18 protein-coding genes and 2 tRNA genes are annotated in these 15,855 nt (G+C 63.3%); 10 read left to right on the top strand and 10 right to left on the bottom strand.

Annotation, left to right across the window (positions count from 1 at the left end; genetic code table 11):
- Genes KIG99_RS10890 through KIG99_RS10875 form a run of 4 tightly spaced genes read left to right on the top strand, consistent with a single transcriptional unit; the run spans position 1 to position 2,147 of the window.
- Complete coding sequence (locus KIG99_RS10890) at positions 1-351, top strand: phage holin family protein (protein WP_226460188.1); 351 nt, start codon at positions 1-3, stop codon at positions 349-351.
- Positions 352-1,095 carry a TlyA family RNA methyltransferase gene (locus KIG99_RS10885; protein WP_226460187.1) on the top strand — a complete coding sequence of 248 codons (744 nt, stop codon included), beginning with the start codon at positions 352-354 and terminating at the stop codon, positions 1,093-1,095.
- Complete coding sequence (metF, locus tag KIG99_RS10880) at positions 1,092-1,916, top strand: methylenetetrahydrofolate reductase [NAD(P)H] (RefSeq protein WP_226460186.1); 825 nt, start codon at positions 1,092-1,094, stop codon at positions 1,914-1,916. The genes KIG99_RS10885 and metF overlap by 4 nt, the downstream gene beginning before the upstream one ends.
- A gap of 36 nt (positions 1,917-1,952) precedes the next feature.
- A complete protein-coding gene (locus KIG99_RS10875; protein ID WP_226460185.1) occupies positions 1,953-2,147 on the top strand; it encodes a hypothetical protein in 195 nt (64 codons plus the stop codon).
- A gap of 83 nt (positions 2,148-2,230) precedes the next feature.
- On the opposite strand, the gene KIG99_RS10870 is transcribed toward KIG99_RS10875, so the two are convergent.
- Positions 2,231-3,055: a mechanosensitive ion channel family protein gene (locus KIG99_RS10870; RefSeq protein ID WP_226460184.1), complete on the bottom strand. Its 825-nt coding sequence runs from the start codon at positions 3,053-3,055 to the stop codon at positions 2,231-2,233.
- A 170-nt stretch (positions 3,056-3,225) separates the two neighbouring features.
- Here KIG99_RS10870 and KIG99_RS10865 point away from each other — a divergent pair.
- Positions 3,226-3,301: transfer RNA gene (locus KIG99_RS10865), tRNA-Lys, on the top strand.
- Positions 3,302-3,320: 19 nt separating this feature from the next.
- Positions 3,321-3,396: transfer RNA gene (locus tag KIG99_RS10860), tRNA-Lys, on the top strand.
- A gap of 61 nt (positions 3,397-3,457) precedes the next feature.
- Here KIG99_RS10860 and KIG99_RS10855 read toward each other — a convergent pair.
- Together KIG99_RS10855 and rng are read right to left on the bottom strand one after the other, a co-directional pair.
- Entirely contained in the window at positions 3,458-4,333 is an 876-nt protein-coding gene (locus KIG99_RS10855; RefSeq protein WP_226460183.1) for a dienelactone hydrolase family protein, read from the bottom strand.
- 21 nt (positions 4,334-4,354) lie between these two features.
- Positions 4,355-5,806 carry a ribonuclease G gene (gene rng / locus KIG99_RS10850; protein WP_226460182.1) on the bottom strand — a complete coding sequence of 484 codons (1,452 nt, stop codon included), beginning with the start codon at positions 5,804-5,806 and terminating at the stop codon, positions 4,355-4,357.
- A 36-nt stretch (positions 5,807-5,842) separates the two neighbouring features.
- On the opposite strand from rng, the gene trhP reads away from it, so the two are divergent.
- Positions 5,843-7,135 carry a prephenate-dependent tRNA uridine(34) hydroxylase TrhP gene (trhP, locus tag KIG99_RS10845; RefSeq protein WP_226460181.1) on the top strand — a complete coding sequence of 431 codons (1,293 nt, stop codon included), beginning with the start codon at positions 5,843-5,845 and terminating at the stop codon, positions 7,133-7,135.
- A 56-nt stretch (positions 7,136-7,191) separates the two neighbouring features.
- Entirely contained in the window at positions 7,192-8,310 is a 1,119-nt protein-coding gene (locus KIG99_RS10840; protein WP_226460180.1) for an acyltransferase family protein, read from the top strand.
- A gap of 38 nt (positions 8,311-8,348) precedes the next feature.
- On the opposite strand, the gene KIG99_RS10835 is transcribed toward KIG99_RS10840, so the two are convergent.
- The gene (locus tag KIG99_RS10835) at positions 8,349-10,307 is read right to left on the bottom strand and encodes an acetoacetate--CoA ligase (protein ID WP_226460179.1); all 1,959 of its coding nucleotides are present in this window, start codon (positions 10,305-10,307) and stop codon (positions 8,349-8,351) included.
- A gap of 119 nt (positions 10,308-10,426) precedes the next feature.
- On the opposite strand from KIG99_RS10835, the gene KIG99_RS10830 reads away from it, so the two are divergent.
- Both KIG99_RS10830 and KIG99_RS10825 read left to right on the top strand, forming a co-directional pair.
- Entirely contained in the window at positions 10,427-11,206 is a 780-nt protein-coding gene (locus KIG99_RS10830) for an enoyl-CoA hydratase (protein ID WP_226460178.1), read from the top strand.
- Complete coding sequence (locus tag KIG99_RS10825) at positions 11,207-12,256, top strand: hypothetical protein (protein ID WP_226460177.1); 1,050 nt, start codon at positions 11,207-11,209, stop codon at positions 12,254-12,256.
- On the opposite strand, the gene KIG99_RS10820 is transcribed toward KIG99_RS10825, so the two are convergent.
- Genes KIG99_RS10820 through KIG99_RS10795 form a run of 6 tightly spaced genes read right to left on the bottom strand, consistent with a single transcriptional unit; the run spans position 12,237 to position 15,849 of the window.
- Positions 12,237-12,842 (bottom strand): Maf family protein, encoded by a 606-nt coding sequence (locus KIG99_RS10820; protein ID WP_226460176.1) that lies wholly within the window; start codon positions 12,840-12,842, stop codon positions 12,237-12,239. The two genes, KIG99_RS10825 and KIG99_RS10820, sit on opposite strands and share 20 nt — an antisense overlap.
- 6 nt (positions 12,843-12,848) lie before the next feature.
- Positions 12,849-13,319, bottom strand: a complete 471-nt coding sequence (rlmH, locus tag KIG99_RS10815) for a 23S rRNA (pseudouridine(1915)-N(3))-methyltransferase RlmH (RefSeq protein WP_226441920.1) — start codon at positions 13,317-13,319, stop codon at positions 12,849-12,851.
- On the bottom strand, positions 13,316-13,681 hold the full coding sequence (gene rsfS, locus KIG99_RS10810) for a ribosome silencing factor (protein ID WP_226460175.1): 366 nt from the start codon (positions 13,679-13,681) through the stop codon (positions 13,316-13,318). Before rsfS ends, rlmH begins: the two co-directional genes overlap by 4 nt.
- A complete protein-coding gene (nadD, locus tag KIG99_RS10805) occupies positions 13,681-14,334 on the bottom strand; it encodes a nicotinate-nucleotide adenylyltransferase (RefSeq protein WP_226460174.1) in 654 nt (217 codons plus the stop codon). Before nadD ends, rsfS begins: the two co-directional genes overlap by 1 nt.
- The gene (locus tag KIG99_RS10800) at positions 14,327-15,100 is read right to left on the bottom strand and encodes a BPSS1780 family membrane protein (protein WP_226441915.1); all 774 of its coding nucleotides are present in this window, start codon (positions 15,098-15,100) and stop codon (positions 14,327-14,329) included. The genes nadD and KIG99_RS10800 overlap by 8 nt, the downstream gene beginning before the upstream one ends.
- 2 nt (positions 15,101-15,102) lie before the next feature.
- On the bottom strand, positions 15,103-15,849 hold the full coding sequence (locus tag KIG99_RS10795) for a BPSS1780 family membrane protein (protein WP_226441914.1): 747 nt from the start codon (positions 15,847-15,849) through the stop codon (positions 15,103-15,105).
- Positions 15,850-15,855: the final 6 nt, after the last annotated feature.

Raw genomic sequence — 15,855 nt, 5'->3', positions numbered from 1 at the left:
ATGCGCCTGCTCGCCATCTGGACCATCAACGCGCTCGCCCTGCTGGCCTTGCCGTATGTCGTGCCGTCGGTCCAGGTGGCGAGTTTCGGTACGGCATTGCTCGTCGCCCTTGTTTTAGGGCTGATCAATGCCGTGCTGCGCCCGCTACTGATTCTGCTGACTCTGCCGGTGACGCTGCTGACGCTGGGCCTGTTCATTTTCGTGATCAACGCCCTGCTCTTCCAACTCGCCGGCAATCTCGTCGATGGCTTCAACGTCGGCGGCTTTGTCTCGGCCCTGCTTGGCTCCGTCGTTTACAGCCTGATTTCCTGGGCGCTCAGCGCCATCCTCTTTTCACCGGGAAAACGCTGAGTGGCACGCGCCGACCAACTGCTCGTCGAAAACGGCCTCGCCGCCTCGCGCACGGCCGCCCAGCGGCTGATCGCGGCCGGTCGGGTGAGCTGGCCGGGCGGCATCGTCAAGAAACCGGCGCTGGATTTGCCCTCGGAAACGACGTTGACCGTACAGAGCGATCCGGAAGACCGTTTCGTCTCGCGCGGTGGCCTCAAACTGGCCGGAGCGCTGGCTGAAACCGGCATTTCGGTCAGCGCCAAGCGCTGCCTTGATGTCGGCCAATCCACCGGCGGTTTCAGCGACTGCCTGCTGCAGGCCGGAGCCGGCCACGTGGTCGGCGTCGATGTCGGGCATGGCCAGTTGAGTCGCCGCCTGTTCGGCGAAGCGCGCCTGACTGCGCTTGAAGGCATCAATTGCCGCAGCCTGACCGCCGCCGACCTGGGCGAACATTTTCCGGCTAAGGGTTTCGACCTGATCGTCGGCGATGTCTCCTTCATCTCGATGACGCTGATCCTGCCGCAACTGCCCGCCCTGCTCGCGGCGGATGGCGACATCCTGGTGCTGATCAAGCCGCAGTTCGAAGTCGGCCCGGAAAACATCGGCAAGGGCGGCATCGTGCGCGACCCGGCGCTTTATGGCGAAGTGGAAAGCAAGCTGCGCAAATCGGCCCAAAATCTCGGGTTGACCGTCAGGCGCTGGCTGGACAGTCCGATTACCGGCGGTGATGGCAACCGCGAATTCTTCATCTGGTTGAACAAATGAACAAAGAAATCTCCATCGAATTTTTCCCGCCGCAAACGCCGGAAGGCGTCGACAAGCTGCGCACGGTACGCGCCGAGCTGGCCAAACTGAACCCCGCCTTCTTCTCGGTGACCTACGGTGCCGGCGGCTCGACGCGCGAGCGCACCTTCTCGGTGGTCAAGGAAATCGCCGCCGAAGGCTTCGACGCCGCACCGCACCTGTCGTGCATCGGCTCGACGCGCGACTCGATCCGCGAAATCCTCGGCGAATACAAAGCGGCCGGCATCAAGCGCACGGTCGCCCTGCGCGGTGACCTGCCCTCCGGCATGGCCGAGACCGGCGAGTTCCGCTACGCCAACGAACTGGTCGAATTCATCCGCGCCGAAACCGGCGACTGGTTCAGCATCGAAGTCGCCGCCTACCCGGAGTGGCACCCGCAGGCGCGCAGCCCGAAGGACGACCTCGACGCCTTCGCGCGCAAGGTCAAGGCTGGTGCCAATTCGGCGATCACCCAGTACTTTTACAACGCCGACGCCTACTTCCATTTCGTCGATGAAGCAAAAGCGCTCGGCATCGATGTTCCGATCGTGCCAGGCATCATGCCCATCGTCGGTTTCACCAAGCTGGCCCGTTTCTCGGACGCCTGCGGTGCCGACATCCCGCGCTGGATGCGCAAGAAGTTCGAGAGCTTCGGCGACGATGCCGATTCGATCCGTGCCTTCGGCCTCGACGTCGTCACCGAACTGTGCGAACGTCTGCTCCAGGGCGGCGCCCCCGGCCTGCATTTCTATTCGATGAACCAGTCGGCGCTGACCACGGAAATCTGCAAGCGTCTCGGCTGAGCAAGCTCGCAATCACGGCAAGGGATAGGTGAAGACATGAAGGCAAGCGCACTGATCGTCGCCGCAACACTGTTCTGCACCAGCGTCTGGGCCGGCCCGGCCGCCTGGTACAAGTGGCGCAGCCCGTCCGCCGACATTGAAATCTGTGCGCAGTTTTCACCGGGCGACGACTGGGTTGCGGTCAAGGGACCATTCGCGGACTCCGGCTGCAAAAAGCCGTTCAAGGAATAAAAGTCGGAAAGTCTTCCGCGAAAAGCTGCCTGCCCTGCAAAAGAGCCCGTCACCCGACGGGCTCTTTCATTTGTTCGGCTGACTCAGGCCGCCTGCGTGACTATCACGCTCTGGGCCGGCATCGGTGCCGGGAAACCGGCCTCTGCCAGGGCTTCACGCAGAACCTTGTTGGTATCGAAATAGACCTGCCAGTAATTGTCGTTGTGGCAATACGGACGTACCGCCAACACCGGGCCAACCAGATTGAAGTCGAGAATTTCGACATCGACACGGGGCTCGGGCAGCACGTTGGCTACCAGCGCAATCTTTTCACGCAACAAAGCCATGGCCGCCTGATGATCGGCCGCCCCCGACAACTGGCATTTCAAATCGACCCGGCGGAAAGGGTTGACCGTAAAGTTCTGGATCGTGTCGCCAAACACCTTGTTGTTGCCGATGATGGTCTGCACGTTGTCCGGCGTATTCAAGGTCGTCGTAAACAGGCCAAGTTCAGTCACGGTACCGGTCACGCCAGCGATGGTGACAAAATCGCCCACCTTCATCGGGCGCAGGACCACGAGAAAAGCACCGGCGGCAAAATGCGCCAGCAGGCCGGACCAGGCCATGCCAATGGCGACGCCGGCCGCGGCAATCAAGGCCGCGAAAGTCGTCGTCTGGATCCCGAAATAGCCCAGGATGCCAACCACCAGCAGCACATTCAAGGTCACCGAAATTACCGAGCCGAGATAGCGCAACACGGTCGGATCAACCTTTTGACGCTCCAGAGATGCCCTGACCATGTTCAAGGCCACGCCGATCAACCAGCGGCCAACCACCCAAAAAACGATTGCCGCCAGGATTTTCAGGCCAATATCGGTGGCCGTTGTCAGCAAAAGGTCCTGATAGCGGGAAATGTCCTGTTCTGTCATCACAGTTCTCCAAAAATTCGAAATTTCAATGACTTGGACAACAAATGTTGCCCATGAAGGTATTTTAGCCAGCGAATCCTGCAACATGTCGGGCAAAAACAATTCTTCACAAAGCAAAAAGTGCGTTGACGACCCTCTGGGGCATCTATATAATTCGCGGCTCCCTAGGCGGGTCGGTAGCTCAGTCGGTAGAGCAGCGGACTTTTAATCCGTTGGTCGCGAGTTCGAATCTCGCCCGACCCACCAGTCGGTAAAAGGGAAATCTGGGGCGCTAGCTCAGTTGGTAGAGCAGCGGACTCTTAATCCGTAGGTCGACAGTTCGAATCTGTCGCGCCCCACCAGATTCCAAAAAGGCCAGTCGATGACTGGCCTTTTTTCATTTCCGACGTCCCGATCTCCTGATCAGACCCCGTTTCTGGCGAACCAGGCCAGCATGCGCTGCCAGCCATCTTCGGCTTCGGGCTTGCGATAACTCGGCCGATAGTCGGCGTGGAAGGCATGCGGCGCGTTGTCGTAGATCTCGATATGCGAAGCCCGGGCCGCCGCGTTGCCCTGCTTGAGGGCGGCTTCCATCGCCTCGACGGTTTCCAGCGGAATCCCGGTATCGAGACCGCCGTACAGGCCAAGTACCGGCGCCTGCAACTGCGCGGCAACATCAACCGGATGGTGCGGCGTCACGGCATTGGCAAAACCGGTCAGGCGACCGTACCAGGCGACGCCAGCCTTGAGTTGTGGCCGATGCGCGGCGTACAGCCAGGTAATGCGTCCGCCCCAGCAGAAGCCGGTGACCGCCAGGCGGGCGGTATCGGCGCCCTGCCCGGCCGCCCAGGCGACGCAGGCATCAAGATCGGCCAGCACCTGCGCATCCGGCGTCTTGTTGACGATATTGGCAAGAATGTCGGGAATGCTCGTCGTCAGGCGCGGATCGCCCTGGCGCGCGAACAACTCGGGGGCGATCGCGCAGTAGCCGAGCTTGGCCAGGCGGCGACAGATGTCCTTGATGTGTTCATGCACGCCGAAAATCTCGGACACCACGAGCACGACCGGTGCCTTCGCCTTGCCTTCGGGCCGGGCGCGGTAGGCGACCATCCCGCCATCGGCGACCGGCACCTTGATCTCGCCTGCCAACAGACCGGCGGCATCGGTACTGATCGCTGTCTGCGCCATCACCGGCTGCACGGCGGCGGCGAATCCCGCACCCAGGCTGGTCACGAGAAATCTCCGCCGGTCGAAGGATTGCGCCGGAACAAGGCTGTCGAACTCGGGCTCGGTCTGCATGTTGTCGTCTCCATGGCTTGATTACATCAACACGATGTCGTATTGCTCCGGCGAGTAGCTCGGCTCCGACTGCAGGGAAACCGGCTTCTCGATGAAGTCGGAGAGCATGGCCAGCGCCTGCGACTCTTCGTCAAGGAAGAGATCGACCACGGCCGGCCCGGCCAGGATGCGGTATTCGCGGGCATTGAACTGGCGCGCCTCGCGCAGCAGTTCGCGCAGGATCTCGTAGGCCACGGTGCGTGCCGTCTTGACCTCGCCACGCCCACCGCAGGTCGGACAGGGCTGGCAGAGAATGTGGGCGAGCGATTCGCGGGTACGCTTGCGGGTCATCTCGACCAAACCGAGCGCCGTGAAACCGTTGACCGTCAGGCGCGTGTGGTCGCGCGCCAGCGCCTTGTTGAATTCCTCGAGCACGGCCTTCTTGTGCTCTTCGTTTTCCATGTCGATGAAATCGACGATGATGATGCCGCCCAGGTTGCGCAGGCGCAACTGGCGGGCGATGGTGACCGCCGCTTCGAGATTGGTCTTGAAGATGGTGTCGTCGAAATTGCGCACCCCGACGAAACCGCCGGTATTGACGTCGATGGTCGTCATCGCCTCGGTCTGGTCGATGATCAGGTAGCCCCCTGACTTCAGATCGACGCGGCGGGCCAGCGCCTTCTGGATTTCCTCCTCGACGCCGTAGAGATCGAACAGCGGCCGCTGGCCGATGTAATGATCGAGCAAGGGCAAAACGGCCGGCGTATATTCCTCGGCAAAGCCGGTCAGCTTCTGGAAATTCTCGCGCGAGTCGATGACGATGCGCCCGGTTTCCGGATTGACGAAATCGCGCAGCACACGCTGGCCGAGCGACAGCTCCTGATACAGCACACTCGGTGGCGGTGAAACGCGGGCCTTTTCGCGAATGTCGGCCCAGGTCTTGCGCAGGTAGGCGATGTCGTTGGCGAACTCCTGGTCGCTGGCATTCTCGGCCATGGTGCGGACGATGAAGCCGCCCTTCTCGTCAGCCGGCACCAGGCGGGTGATCTTCTCGCGCAGCATCTCGCGCTCGGCTTCGGACTCGATGCGCTGCGAAATGCCGATATGTTTTTCCTGCGGCAGATAGACCAGCATGCGGCCCGCGATCGAAATCTGCGTCGACAAGCGGGCGCCCTTGGTGCCGATCGGATCCTTGACGACCTGGACGAGAACGCTCTGGCCATCGAAGAGGATTTTCTCGATCGGCCGCTCGGTGGCCGTCTCACGCGGCTGCCAGATATCGGCGACGTGCAGGAAAGCCGTGCGTTCGAGCCCGACATCGATGAATGCCGACTGCATGCCGGGCAGGATGCGCACGACGCGTCCGAGATAGACATTGCCGACCAGACCGCGACTGGCGGTGCGTTCGATATGCAATTCCTGGACGACGCCTTGTTGCATCACGGCAACGCGGGTTTCCTGCGGCGTGAAATTGATCAGTATTTCTTCGCTCATACACTCTACAATTCGCGGTTTTTGCTGGATTCTACTATGCGCAAGGCGCCTGAACTTCTCGCCCCTGCCGGCTCGCTCGAAATGATGCGCACCGCCTTCGATTTCGGTGCCGACGCAATCTACGCCGGACAGCCGCGTTACAGCCTGCGCGTGCGCAACAACTCCTTCAGCACCATCGGCGCGCTCAAGGAAGGCATCGACGAAGCGCATGCCCGCGGCAAGCAGTTTTTTGTCGTCAGCAACATCTTCCCGCACAACGCCAAGCTCACCACCTACCTCGCCGACATGGCACCGGTCATCGAACTCAAGCCGGACGCGCTGATCATGTCAGACCCCGGCCTGATCGACATGGTTCGCGAAACCTGGCCGGACCAGGCGGTCCACCTCTCGGTCCAGTCAAATACCGTGAACTGGGCGGCCGTGCGTTTCTGGAAGAAGCTCGGGCTCACCCGCATCATCCTGTCGCGCGAACTGTCGCTCGACGAAGTCGCCGAAATCCGCCAGCAATGCCCGGACATCGAACTCGAAGTCTTCATCCACGGCGCGCTGTGCATCGCCTATTCCGGCCGCTGCCTGCTCTCCGGCTACTTCAATCACCGCGATCCGAACCAGGGCAGCTGCACCAATTCCTGCCGCTGGGACTACAAGGTATCGAGCTCGGACAAGCCGGGCGAGACACTGAACCAGCCGGTACAGTTCTACAGCCACCCCGACCAGGAAATCCTGCTCGAGGAAAGACAGCGTCCAGGCGAACTGATGCCGATCGAGGAAGACGAGCACGGCACCTACATCATGAATTCCAAGGACCTGCGCGCCATCGAGCACGTCCAGCGCCTGGTCGAGATCGGCGTCGATTCGCTGAAGATCGAAGGCCGCACCAAGAGCCCGTACTACGTCGCGCGCACCGCGCAATCCTATCGCCAGGCGATCGACGATGCCGTCGCCGGCCGGCCGCTCGACCCGAAACTGCTCAGCGAACTGGAAGGCCTCGCCAACCGCGGCTACACCGACGGCTTCTACCAGCGCCACCACGACGCCGACTACCAGAACTACCTGCGCGGCCATTCCGAGTCCGAGCGCAGCCTCTACGTCGGCGACGCGGTGCGTTTTGACGAGGTGCGCGGCCTGATGGAAATCGAGGTCAAAAACAAGTTTACCGTTGGCGACCGCCTCGAATGCGTACATCCGGCCGGCAACCACGTCTGGCAACTGCTGCGCATGGAAAACAAGCACGGGGAAGCCATCACCGTCGCGCCGGGCAGCGGTCACCGGGTCTGGGTTGATTTGCCGGCTTTGTACACCAAATCCTTCGTCGCGCGTTTTGTGTAATTACCCCTACAAAACACCCGGGAATATGATTTGTGCACCGCAGCACGCGGTGTAAAATGATCGCTATGGCCACCAACTCAAATCGCATGCCGCTGATCGACGCCCTCAAGGCCATCGCGGCGTTGCTTGTTCTCTCCAACCATTTCTCGTCTTACGGTCCGCTCGCGGCAATCGCCCGCGATGCCTTTCCTGGCCTGTTCGGCTGGCTTTTCGAATACGGCCGCATGGCTGTCCAGATCTTCCTGGTCATCGCCGGTTTCCTCGCCGCCCGCGCCCTGTCGCGCGAAGGCCAGGCGCTTGCCGCTTCGCCGCTGCCACTGCTCTGGAAGCGCTACCTGCGCCTCGCCGTCCCTTATCTCGCAGCAATCGGCCTCGCCATCGCCGCCGCCACCCTGGCCGACCAATGGATGGACGACGAGGCGATCCCGGCCCGCGCCACCTTCAGCCAGTGGCTGGCGCATGCCCTGCTGCTGCACGGCGTGCTCGGCATCGACGCGCTGTCGGCCGGCGTCTGGTACATCGCGATCGACTTCCAGTTGTTCGCGCTGATGGCCATCCTGCTCTGGTCAGGTCGCATCCGAGTGCTCGCACCGGCACTGGTTCTGCTCGTCGCCACCGCTTCGCTGTTCTGGTTCAACCGCGATGCCGAACTCGACAACTGGGCGATCTACTTCTTCGGCTCCTACGGCCTCGGCGCGGCCGCCTGGTGGGCCTCCGACCGCAAGCAGATGTCGGCCTGGCTCGGTGTCATCGCCACCGTGGCGATCGCCGCGCTGGTCGTCGATTTCCGCCTGCGCATCGCGCTCGCGCTGGCCGTCGCCATGACGCTCGGTTTCAGCCGCCGCACCGGCCTGCTCGAACAATGGCCGAACTTCCCGCCGCTGTCCTTCCTCGGCCAGATTTCCTACTCGGTCTTCCTCGTGCATTTCCCGGTGCTGCTGCTCGCCAACGCCGTCTATACGCGACTTGAACTGGACTCGCCGACCTCGGCCATTTGCGGCCTGATCGCCGCGTTGACCGCCAGCCTGCTGGCCGCCACCGCGTTCTACCGCTGGATCGAAAGCCCGGCCGCCAGCGCGCGCATCACCGCCGCACTCGGCTGGCTGTTCGAGAAAGTGCAGGAGCTGGCCAGTCGCCTGCCCCTGCTCGGCACCCTGTTCGCCCGCCGCGCCTGAGACGGCAAAATGGCCGGGCCTGCGCCCGGCCATCGCGGCTAGTCCGCCAGTTCAGCCCGCCCCCGGAAGTGCTCCAGCGCTTCCGGATTGGCCAGTGCCTCGACATTTTTCACCGGCTGCGCATGCACGACGTTGCGCACCGCCAGTTCAACGATCTTGCCTGACTTGGTACGCGGAATATCCGCCACCTGCACAACCTTCGCCGGCACGTGGCGCGGCGTGGTGTTGGCGCGGATCTGCTGCTTGATGCGGTCGATCAGGACAGCATCGAGCAAGTGGCCATCCTGCAGCTTGACGAAGAGCACGACGCGTACGTCGTCGTTGCGCCCCGGCGGCCAGTCCTGGCCGATCACCAGGGATTCCAGCACCTCCGGCAACTGTTCGACCTGGCGGTAGATTTCGGCCGTACCGATGCGTACACCGCCCGGATTGAGCGTGGCGTCCGAGCGACCGTAGATGATCATGCCGTCGTGCGCGGTCAGTTCCGAGAAATCGCCGTGGCACCAGACATCGGCGAAGCGCTCGAAGTAGGCGGCGCGGTACTTGGCACCGTCGGCATCGTTCCAGAAGCCGACCGGCATGACCGGGAAGGGCCGCGTGCAGACCAGCTCGCCCTTTTCCGAACGTACCGGCATTCCCGCCTCGTCGAACACGTCGACCGCCATGCCCAGGCCGCGGCACTGGATTTCGCCGCGATAGACCGGCAACACCGGGTTGCCGAGCACGAAGCAGGAAACGATGTCGGTACCGCCGGAAATCGAGGCGAGCAGGATGTCCTGCTTGATCTCGCGATAGACCCAGTCGAAGCCTTCCGGCGAGAGCGGGCTGCCGGTCGAGAACATGGCGCGCAGGGCGGCCAGATCGTGTGTTTTACCCGGCGTCAGGCCGAGCTTGGCGGCGGCATCGATGAACTTGGCCGAGGTGCCGAAGTGGGTCATTTTTTCCGCCGCGGCGTAGTCGAAGAGCACCGTGCCGCCCGCCGCGAACGGCGAGCCGTCATAGAGCAGCAGCGTGGCGCCGGCGGCCAGTCCGGAAACCAGCCAGTTCCACATCATCCAGCCGCAGGTGGTGAAGTAGAACAGGCGGTCGCCGCGCCGCACGTCGCTGTGCAGCAGGTGTTCCTTCAGATGCTGCAGCAGCACGCCGCCATGGCAATGGACGATGCATTTCGGCACGCCGGTCGTGCCGCTCGAGAACATGATGAACAGCGGATGCGCGAAGGGCAGACGGCGGAAAACGACCTCTTTTTTCGCGTCGACCGCCGGCAGATCCTGCCAGCTCAACGCATTGGCGATGCCACCGATTTCCGGCCGCTCAGCCAGGTAAGGCACGACCACCGTCTTCACCAGCGACGGCATCTGCGCCACGACTTCGGCGTTCTTGCCCAGGCAATCGACCGGCTTGCCGTTGTACCAGTAGCCATCGACGCAGAGCAGCACCTTGGGTTCGATCTGGCCGAAACGGTCGAGCACGCCCTGCACGCCGAAATCGGGCGAGGCTGACGACCAGATGGCGCCGAGCGCGGTCGTCGCCAGCATGGCAATCAGGGTTTCCGGCAGGTTGGGCAGATAGGCGGCGACCCGGTCTCCCTCGCACACACCGGACGCGATCAGGAACTGCTGGAAGCGGGCGACTTCGGCATAAAGCCCGGTCCGGCTCAGGCGCCGCTCGACCTTGTCTTCGCCCCGGAAAACCAGCGCTTCGCTCTCGTCGCGATAGCGCAGCAGGTTTTCGGCATAGTTCAGGCGGGCTTCGGGAAACCAGTCGGCGCCCGGCATCTTCTCCCGGTCGACGAGGATTTTTGTGCCTTTTTCACCGATCACGCCGGTGAAATCCCACAGCTTCGACCAGAAGGCCTCCGGTTCGCCGACCGACCATTGCCAGAGATCGGCATAGCGACCGTAGCCGCTGGCCTGCATGAAAATCGCCATGCCGGTGTCGCCGACGCTATTGGGATTGGGGCGCCAGAGCGGTTGCGCTTCGATGGCATAGGTCATGTTGTCTCCTTTTGTGTCGATTTTGCATGACAGAATATCAGGTTAACGTTAACGTCAACTGTCGCCGGCCGGACAAACTCCGGATCGGAATAATCATTCTACAAAGCAGGAGAAAGCAGATGAGCCAAGTCGTCCTCAGCGAAATTCACGGCCGGGTCGGCCTGATCCGCATCAACCGGCCGGAAGCGATGAATGCGCTGAACGATGCCGTGGTCAGCGGCATCGCCGCCGCGGTCGACGCCTTTGAAGCCGACGAAAACATCGGCTGCATCGTGTTGACCGGCAATGAAAAGGCCTTCGCCGCGGGCGCCGACATCAGCGTCATGAAGCAGGCCGAGTTCGACTACATGCACGCCTACAAGACCGATTTCATCACCGCCCGCTGGGAGCGCATCAAGACCGCGCGCAAGCCGGTGATCGCCGCCGTGGCCGGTTACGCGCTGGGCGGCGGCTGCGAGTTCGCGATGATGTGCGACATGATCTACGCTGCCGACAACGCCAAGTTCGGCCAGCCCGAAGTCAAGATCGGCACCCTGCCCGGCGCCGGCGGCACGCAGCGCCTGCCGCGCGCGATCGGCAAGGCCAAGGCGATGGACATGTGCCTGACCGGCCGCCTGATGGACGCCACGGAAGCCGAGCAGGCCGGTCTGGTCGCCCGCATCTACCCGGCCGAACAACTGCTCGAGGAAACCCTGAAGGCCGCCCAGACCATCGCCGGCTTCTCACTGCCGGTGCTGATGATGACCAAGGAAGCCGTCAATCGCGCCTTCGAGTCCTCGCTCAACGAAGGCCTGCTTTTCGAGCGCCGCGTCTTCCACGCCAGCTTCGGCCTCGAAGACCAGAAAGAAGGCATGAACGCCTTCGCCGAGAAACGCAAGGCGGTCTTCAAGAACCGCTAAGTGCATCTCTTCGCCGACATTTCCAGCCACGGCTTCGGGCACCTCGCGATCAGCGCGCCGGTGCTCAACGCCCTGGCGGAAATCGACCCGGATTTGCAGTTGACCGTTAGGAGCGGTCTGGCGCCGGAAATCCTGCGCCAGCGCATCCGCCCGGCGTTCGAACATATCCGGGCGGCCAGCGACTTCGGCTACGTGATGCAGGACGCCACCCGCATCGACCACCCGGCCAGCGCCCGCGCCTACCGCGCCGCGCATGCCGGCTGGGCGGCGCGCGTCGCCGGCGAAGGCCGTTTACTGGCCAGCCGGCAAGTCGACCGCGTGCTGAGCAATGTCAGCTATCTGCCACTGGCCGGCGCCGCGCTGAATGGCATTCCGGCGCTGAGCATCTGCTCGCTGAACTGGGCCGACCTGTTTGCGCATTTCTTCGGCCACGAAAGCTGGGCGGCGCCGATCCACGCCGACATGCTCGACGCCTATCGCGACGCCTGGGCATTCCTGCGCGTCACGCCCGGCATGCCGATGGAAAGGCTGGGCAACGTACGGCCGCTGGCGCCGATTGCCGCCCGCGGGCAACGGCATGAACTCGGGCTGGGCGGCGACCGGGCAGTTCTCGTGGCGATGGGCGGCATCAAGCATCGCGTGCCGCTGGAAAACTGGCCACGCCGGCCCGGCATCCGCTGGCTGGTGCCGGCCAGCTGGCAATGCACGCATCCCGATGCGCTGGCTTTCGAGTCGCTCGACCTCGGCTTCACCGACCTGCTCTGCTCGGTCGATGCGATCATCACCAAGCCCGGCTACGGCACCTTCACCGAGGCGGCCTGCAACGGCACGCCGGTGCTCTACCAGCGCCGCGCCGACTGGCCGGAGCAGGATTGCCTGATCGAATGGCTGGGCGAACACGGCAACTGCCGGGAAATCGACGCCGCCGCGCTCAATGCGGGCGAAGTCGGGAGCGCCCTCGAAGCGCTCTGGCAACAACCGGCCCGTCCCCTGCCGCCGGCCGACGGCGCGGCACAGGCGGCAGCGCTGATCATGGCTGCCGGGCGCTGACCCGACGCAACAACTGCTCGGTCTCGCAGACCGGCAAGCCCATGATGCCGGTGTAGCTGCCGGCGATATATTCGACGAAAACCCCGGCCCGGCCCTGGATGCCGTAGGCGCCGGCCTTGTCCATCGGCTCGCCGCTCATGACGTAGTCGCGGATTTCTTCATCGCTGAGTTCGCGAAAGCGCACCTCACTCGAAGAGAGCATGAATTCGGTACGTCCCAGATGGTTGACCGCCACACCGGTCAGCACCCGGTGCGTGCGTCCGGAAAGACGCCGCAGGATGGCCGTGGCATCGGCCGCATCGAGCGGCTTGCCGATGATCTCGCCGTCGAACTCGAGAGTCGTATCGGCCGACAGCACCGGGCGCGGCGGCAGCTTGCGCCAGCCGATGATGCGCCCGCCATGCTCGGCCTTGGCACGCGCGACGCGCTCGACATAGGTCAGCGCCGGCTCGCCGGGCAAGGGGGTTTCGTCGGTTTCCGGATCGGCCCGTTCGCCGGCACGAAACAGCACGGTGTCGAAGGCAATGCCGATCTGGGTCAGCAGTTCGCGCCGGCGCGGGCTGCGCGAGGCAAGATAAATACGCATGCGCGGCTAACCCTCGCGGTGATAGGGATGGTTTTTCAACACGCTGACCGCGCGATAAAGCTGCTCGCAGAGCAGCAGCCTTGCCATGCCGTGCGGCAGGGTCAGGCTGGACAGGCGCAGACGGTCGTCGGCCTGCTGCTTGAATTCCTCGTCGAGGCCGTCGGCGCCGCCAATCAGCAGCGCCACGTCGCGCCCGTCGAGCATCCAGGTTTCAAGACGCTTGGCGAGCTTGAGCGTGGTCAGGTCGTCGCCCTTCTCGTCGAGCACGACGATGCGGCTACCGGCGGCGAGGGCTTCGCGGATGCGCGCCTTTTCGGCCGCCAGCAACTGCTCGCGGGTTTTCGAGCCACGCGGCTCGGGCTTGATTTCGGTGACACTGGCCGGCAGCTCGCGCGGCATGCGCTTGAGGTACTCGGCGCAACCTTCGCTGACCCAGCCGGGCTGGCGATGGCCGACGGCGAGTACGCTCAATTTCATTCAGGCTTGCCCTGCTCCGCGGCTTTCTTGCGCTGGCTAGGCGTTGCCTGCCAGAGTTCTTCAAGGTTGTAGTACTGGCGCACGGTCGGTTGCATGATATGGACGACGATGTCGCCCAGATCGACCAGCACCCATTCGCCGGAGTCTTCGCCTTCGGTGGAGAGGACTTCACCGCCGGCTTCCTTGACCTTTTCCTGCACGTTGTTGGCCAGTGACCTGACCTGACGATTGGAATCACCGGTCGCGATGACCAGTCGATCGAACATCGAGGTCAGCTTGGTGGTGTTGATGACTTCGATTTCCTTGCCCTTGATGTCTTCGAGGGCGGAAACGACGATTTTTTGCAGCTTGCGTATGTCCATTAGGAGTTTCTGTAGAGGGAATTAGTCTGAATATAGTCGAGAACGGCGTCCGGCAGCAAATAGCGCGCCGACAGGTCGTTGGCCAGCAGCTTGCGGATCTGGGTTGCCGAAATCGCCAGCTGGGTCATTGCGAAAGTGACGATAGCCCCGCTGGCAGAGGCTTTCAGGCCGGCAACATCGCTCAGCCGGCGGGCGTTGAATTCGCTGGCGAGTTCGGCGGGCAGGCTGGCCATTTCGACCGGAAAACCGGGCCGGTGCGAGACGGCAATGTGCGCCAGGGCGAGAATATCGCGCCAGCGATGCCAGCTCGCCAGGCCGGCAAAGGCATCGGCACCGACGAGCAGGACGAGCGACTGGGCACTGCCCAGTTCGCGGCGCAAACGCTCCAGCGTATGAATGGTGTAACTCGGCGCCGCGGCCTCGACCTCGCTCGCGTCGACCGAAAAACGGGCATTTCCGGCGGTCGACCGCCTGACCATCTCGAGGCGCTGTGCCGCGGTCACCTGCGGTGCACCACGATGCGGCGGCTGGCCGGCAGGAATCCAGCGCACGCCACCGAGGCCGAGATGACCGATCGACTCCTCGGCCAGACGCAGGTGGCCGAAATGGACGGGATCGAAAGTCCCGCCGAAAATGCCGAGCGGTTCAGACAATTTCGGAAATGCCGAAGATGTCGCGGTAGGCTGCGTAGAAGCTGGCGAAGATGACCGGTGCAACGAACAGCGCCATCGGCACCGTCACCAGCGTGGTGATGAAGCCTTCGGCGCCGGGAAACAGGATGAGCAGGATGCCGAGCAGCAGACCGGGAATCACCCCGGCAACAACCAGCAGGCCGGCGCAGTAGGTCAGGAAGGGGCGCCAGTTCAGCCAGCAGGCGACAAAGCTGAAGAACAGCGACTTGGCGAGCGACAGCCGATGCCAGGCAGCCAGTACCGGCGCAAACCAGTAGGCCATCAGCAGCGGCACGAGCAGGAGCATGACGACCAGCCCGGGCAGCAGGAAATCGGCATCCTCGACCGCGGCGCGCTCGGCGCGGGTGTTCGCCAGCATGTAACGCAGCAGGTCGCCGCCATCGACCAGCGCCGAGACGCCGAGTATGCCCAGCGTGCAGAACAGGTAGAGGGCGCCGAGGGCGACCAGCGTACGGGTGTTTTCCTTGAGGCCGGCAAACAGCGTCTGGATGCTGACCGGCTGGCCGCGCTCAAGGTTGCGCGCCGCCTGCATCAGGCCGACCGAGAGGCCGGGCACGACCATGGAGGCGGCCAGCGCGCCGAGTACCGGCAGGATGTTGAGGAAAATCAGCGTGAACCAGTAGGTCACCACCAGGATCGCCAGCATCGGCGGATTACGGCGGAAGATCAGGAAGCCGGTGCCGATCCAGCGCCAGCCGGCAACGGCAGGAAGCGTCTGGGCGCGCACCGTCAGCTGCCCACGAAAATGTCGCGGTACGAGGCGTACACCGCACCGGAGAAGACCGGCAGCAGCAGCAACAGACCCAAACCGAGCGGCAGCATGGCGAAGAACAGCACGACAACGAGGAAGACGCCGAAAATGGTCATCGCCAGCCAGTTCTTGGCGCCGGCGGCAAAGCTCGCCTTCATTGCGTCGAGCGGCTTCATGTCATGGAAGAAAACCAGGGCCGGCGCAAACCAGGTCGCCATGATCACCGGAATGGACAAGACCATGACCAGCAGGCCGGCCAGCATGACGCCACCGAAGGCAATGCCGAAGCCGGCAACGCGGCCGGTCACAACGCCGCCCAGCACACCGCCGGTCACCAGCAGAAAGGCGATGAAGGCGATGCCGAAAACGCCGGCGGCGAAAAAGACGCCGACCATGACCAGTTGCCCGGCCTGGTGGTGAAAACCGGCAAACAGGTCGGCAATCTGCGGCTCCTGGCCGTTCGCCAGATGCCGGCAAATCTGCACCATGCCAGCGCCGAACAGGGGCACCAGCAGATGCGCGGCAACCTGGCCGAAGAAAGGCACGATGGAGATGGCCATCAGCATGATCAGCATCAGGACCGAGCAACCGATCCAGACGCCCGGATTGGCCAGGAACATGGCCCAGCCCTGACGCAACCAGTCAAAACAGGCGCCCGGGTCGACTTCGCGGCTTTCGCCGGTAAAAGCGGCCGGCGCCATGGGAAAAGCGGTAGTTTCGTTCATGCGCGG

This window comes from Quatrionicoccus australiensis (genome assembly GCF_020510425.1).
GTDB lineage: Bacteria > Pseudomonadota > Gammaproteobacteria > Burkholderiales > Rhodocyclaceae > Azonexus > Azonexus australiensis_A.
The sequence above is the reverse complement of the archived record's forward strand: the minus strand, read 5'-3'. Positions and strand labels throughout refer to the sequence as shown.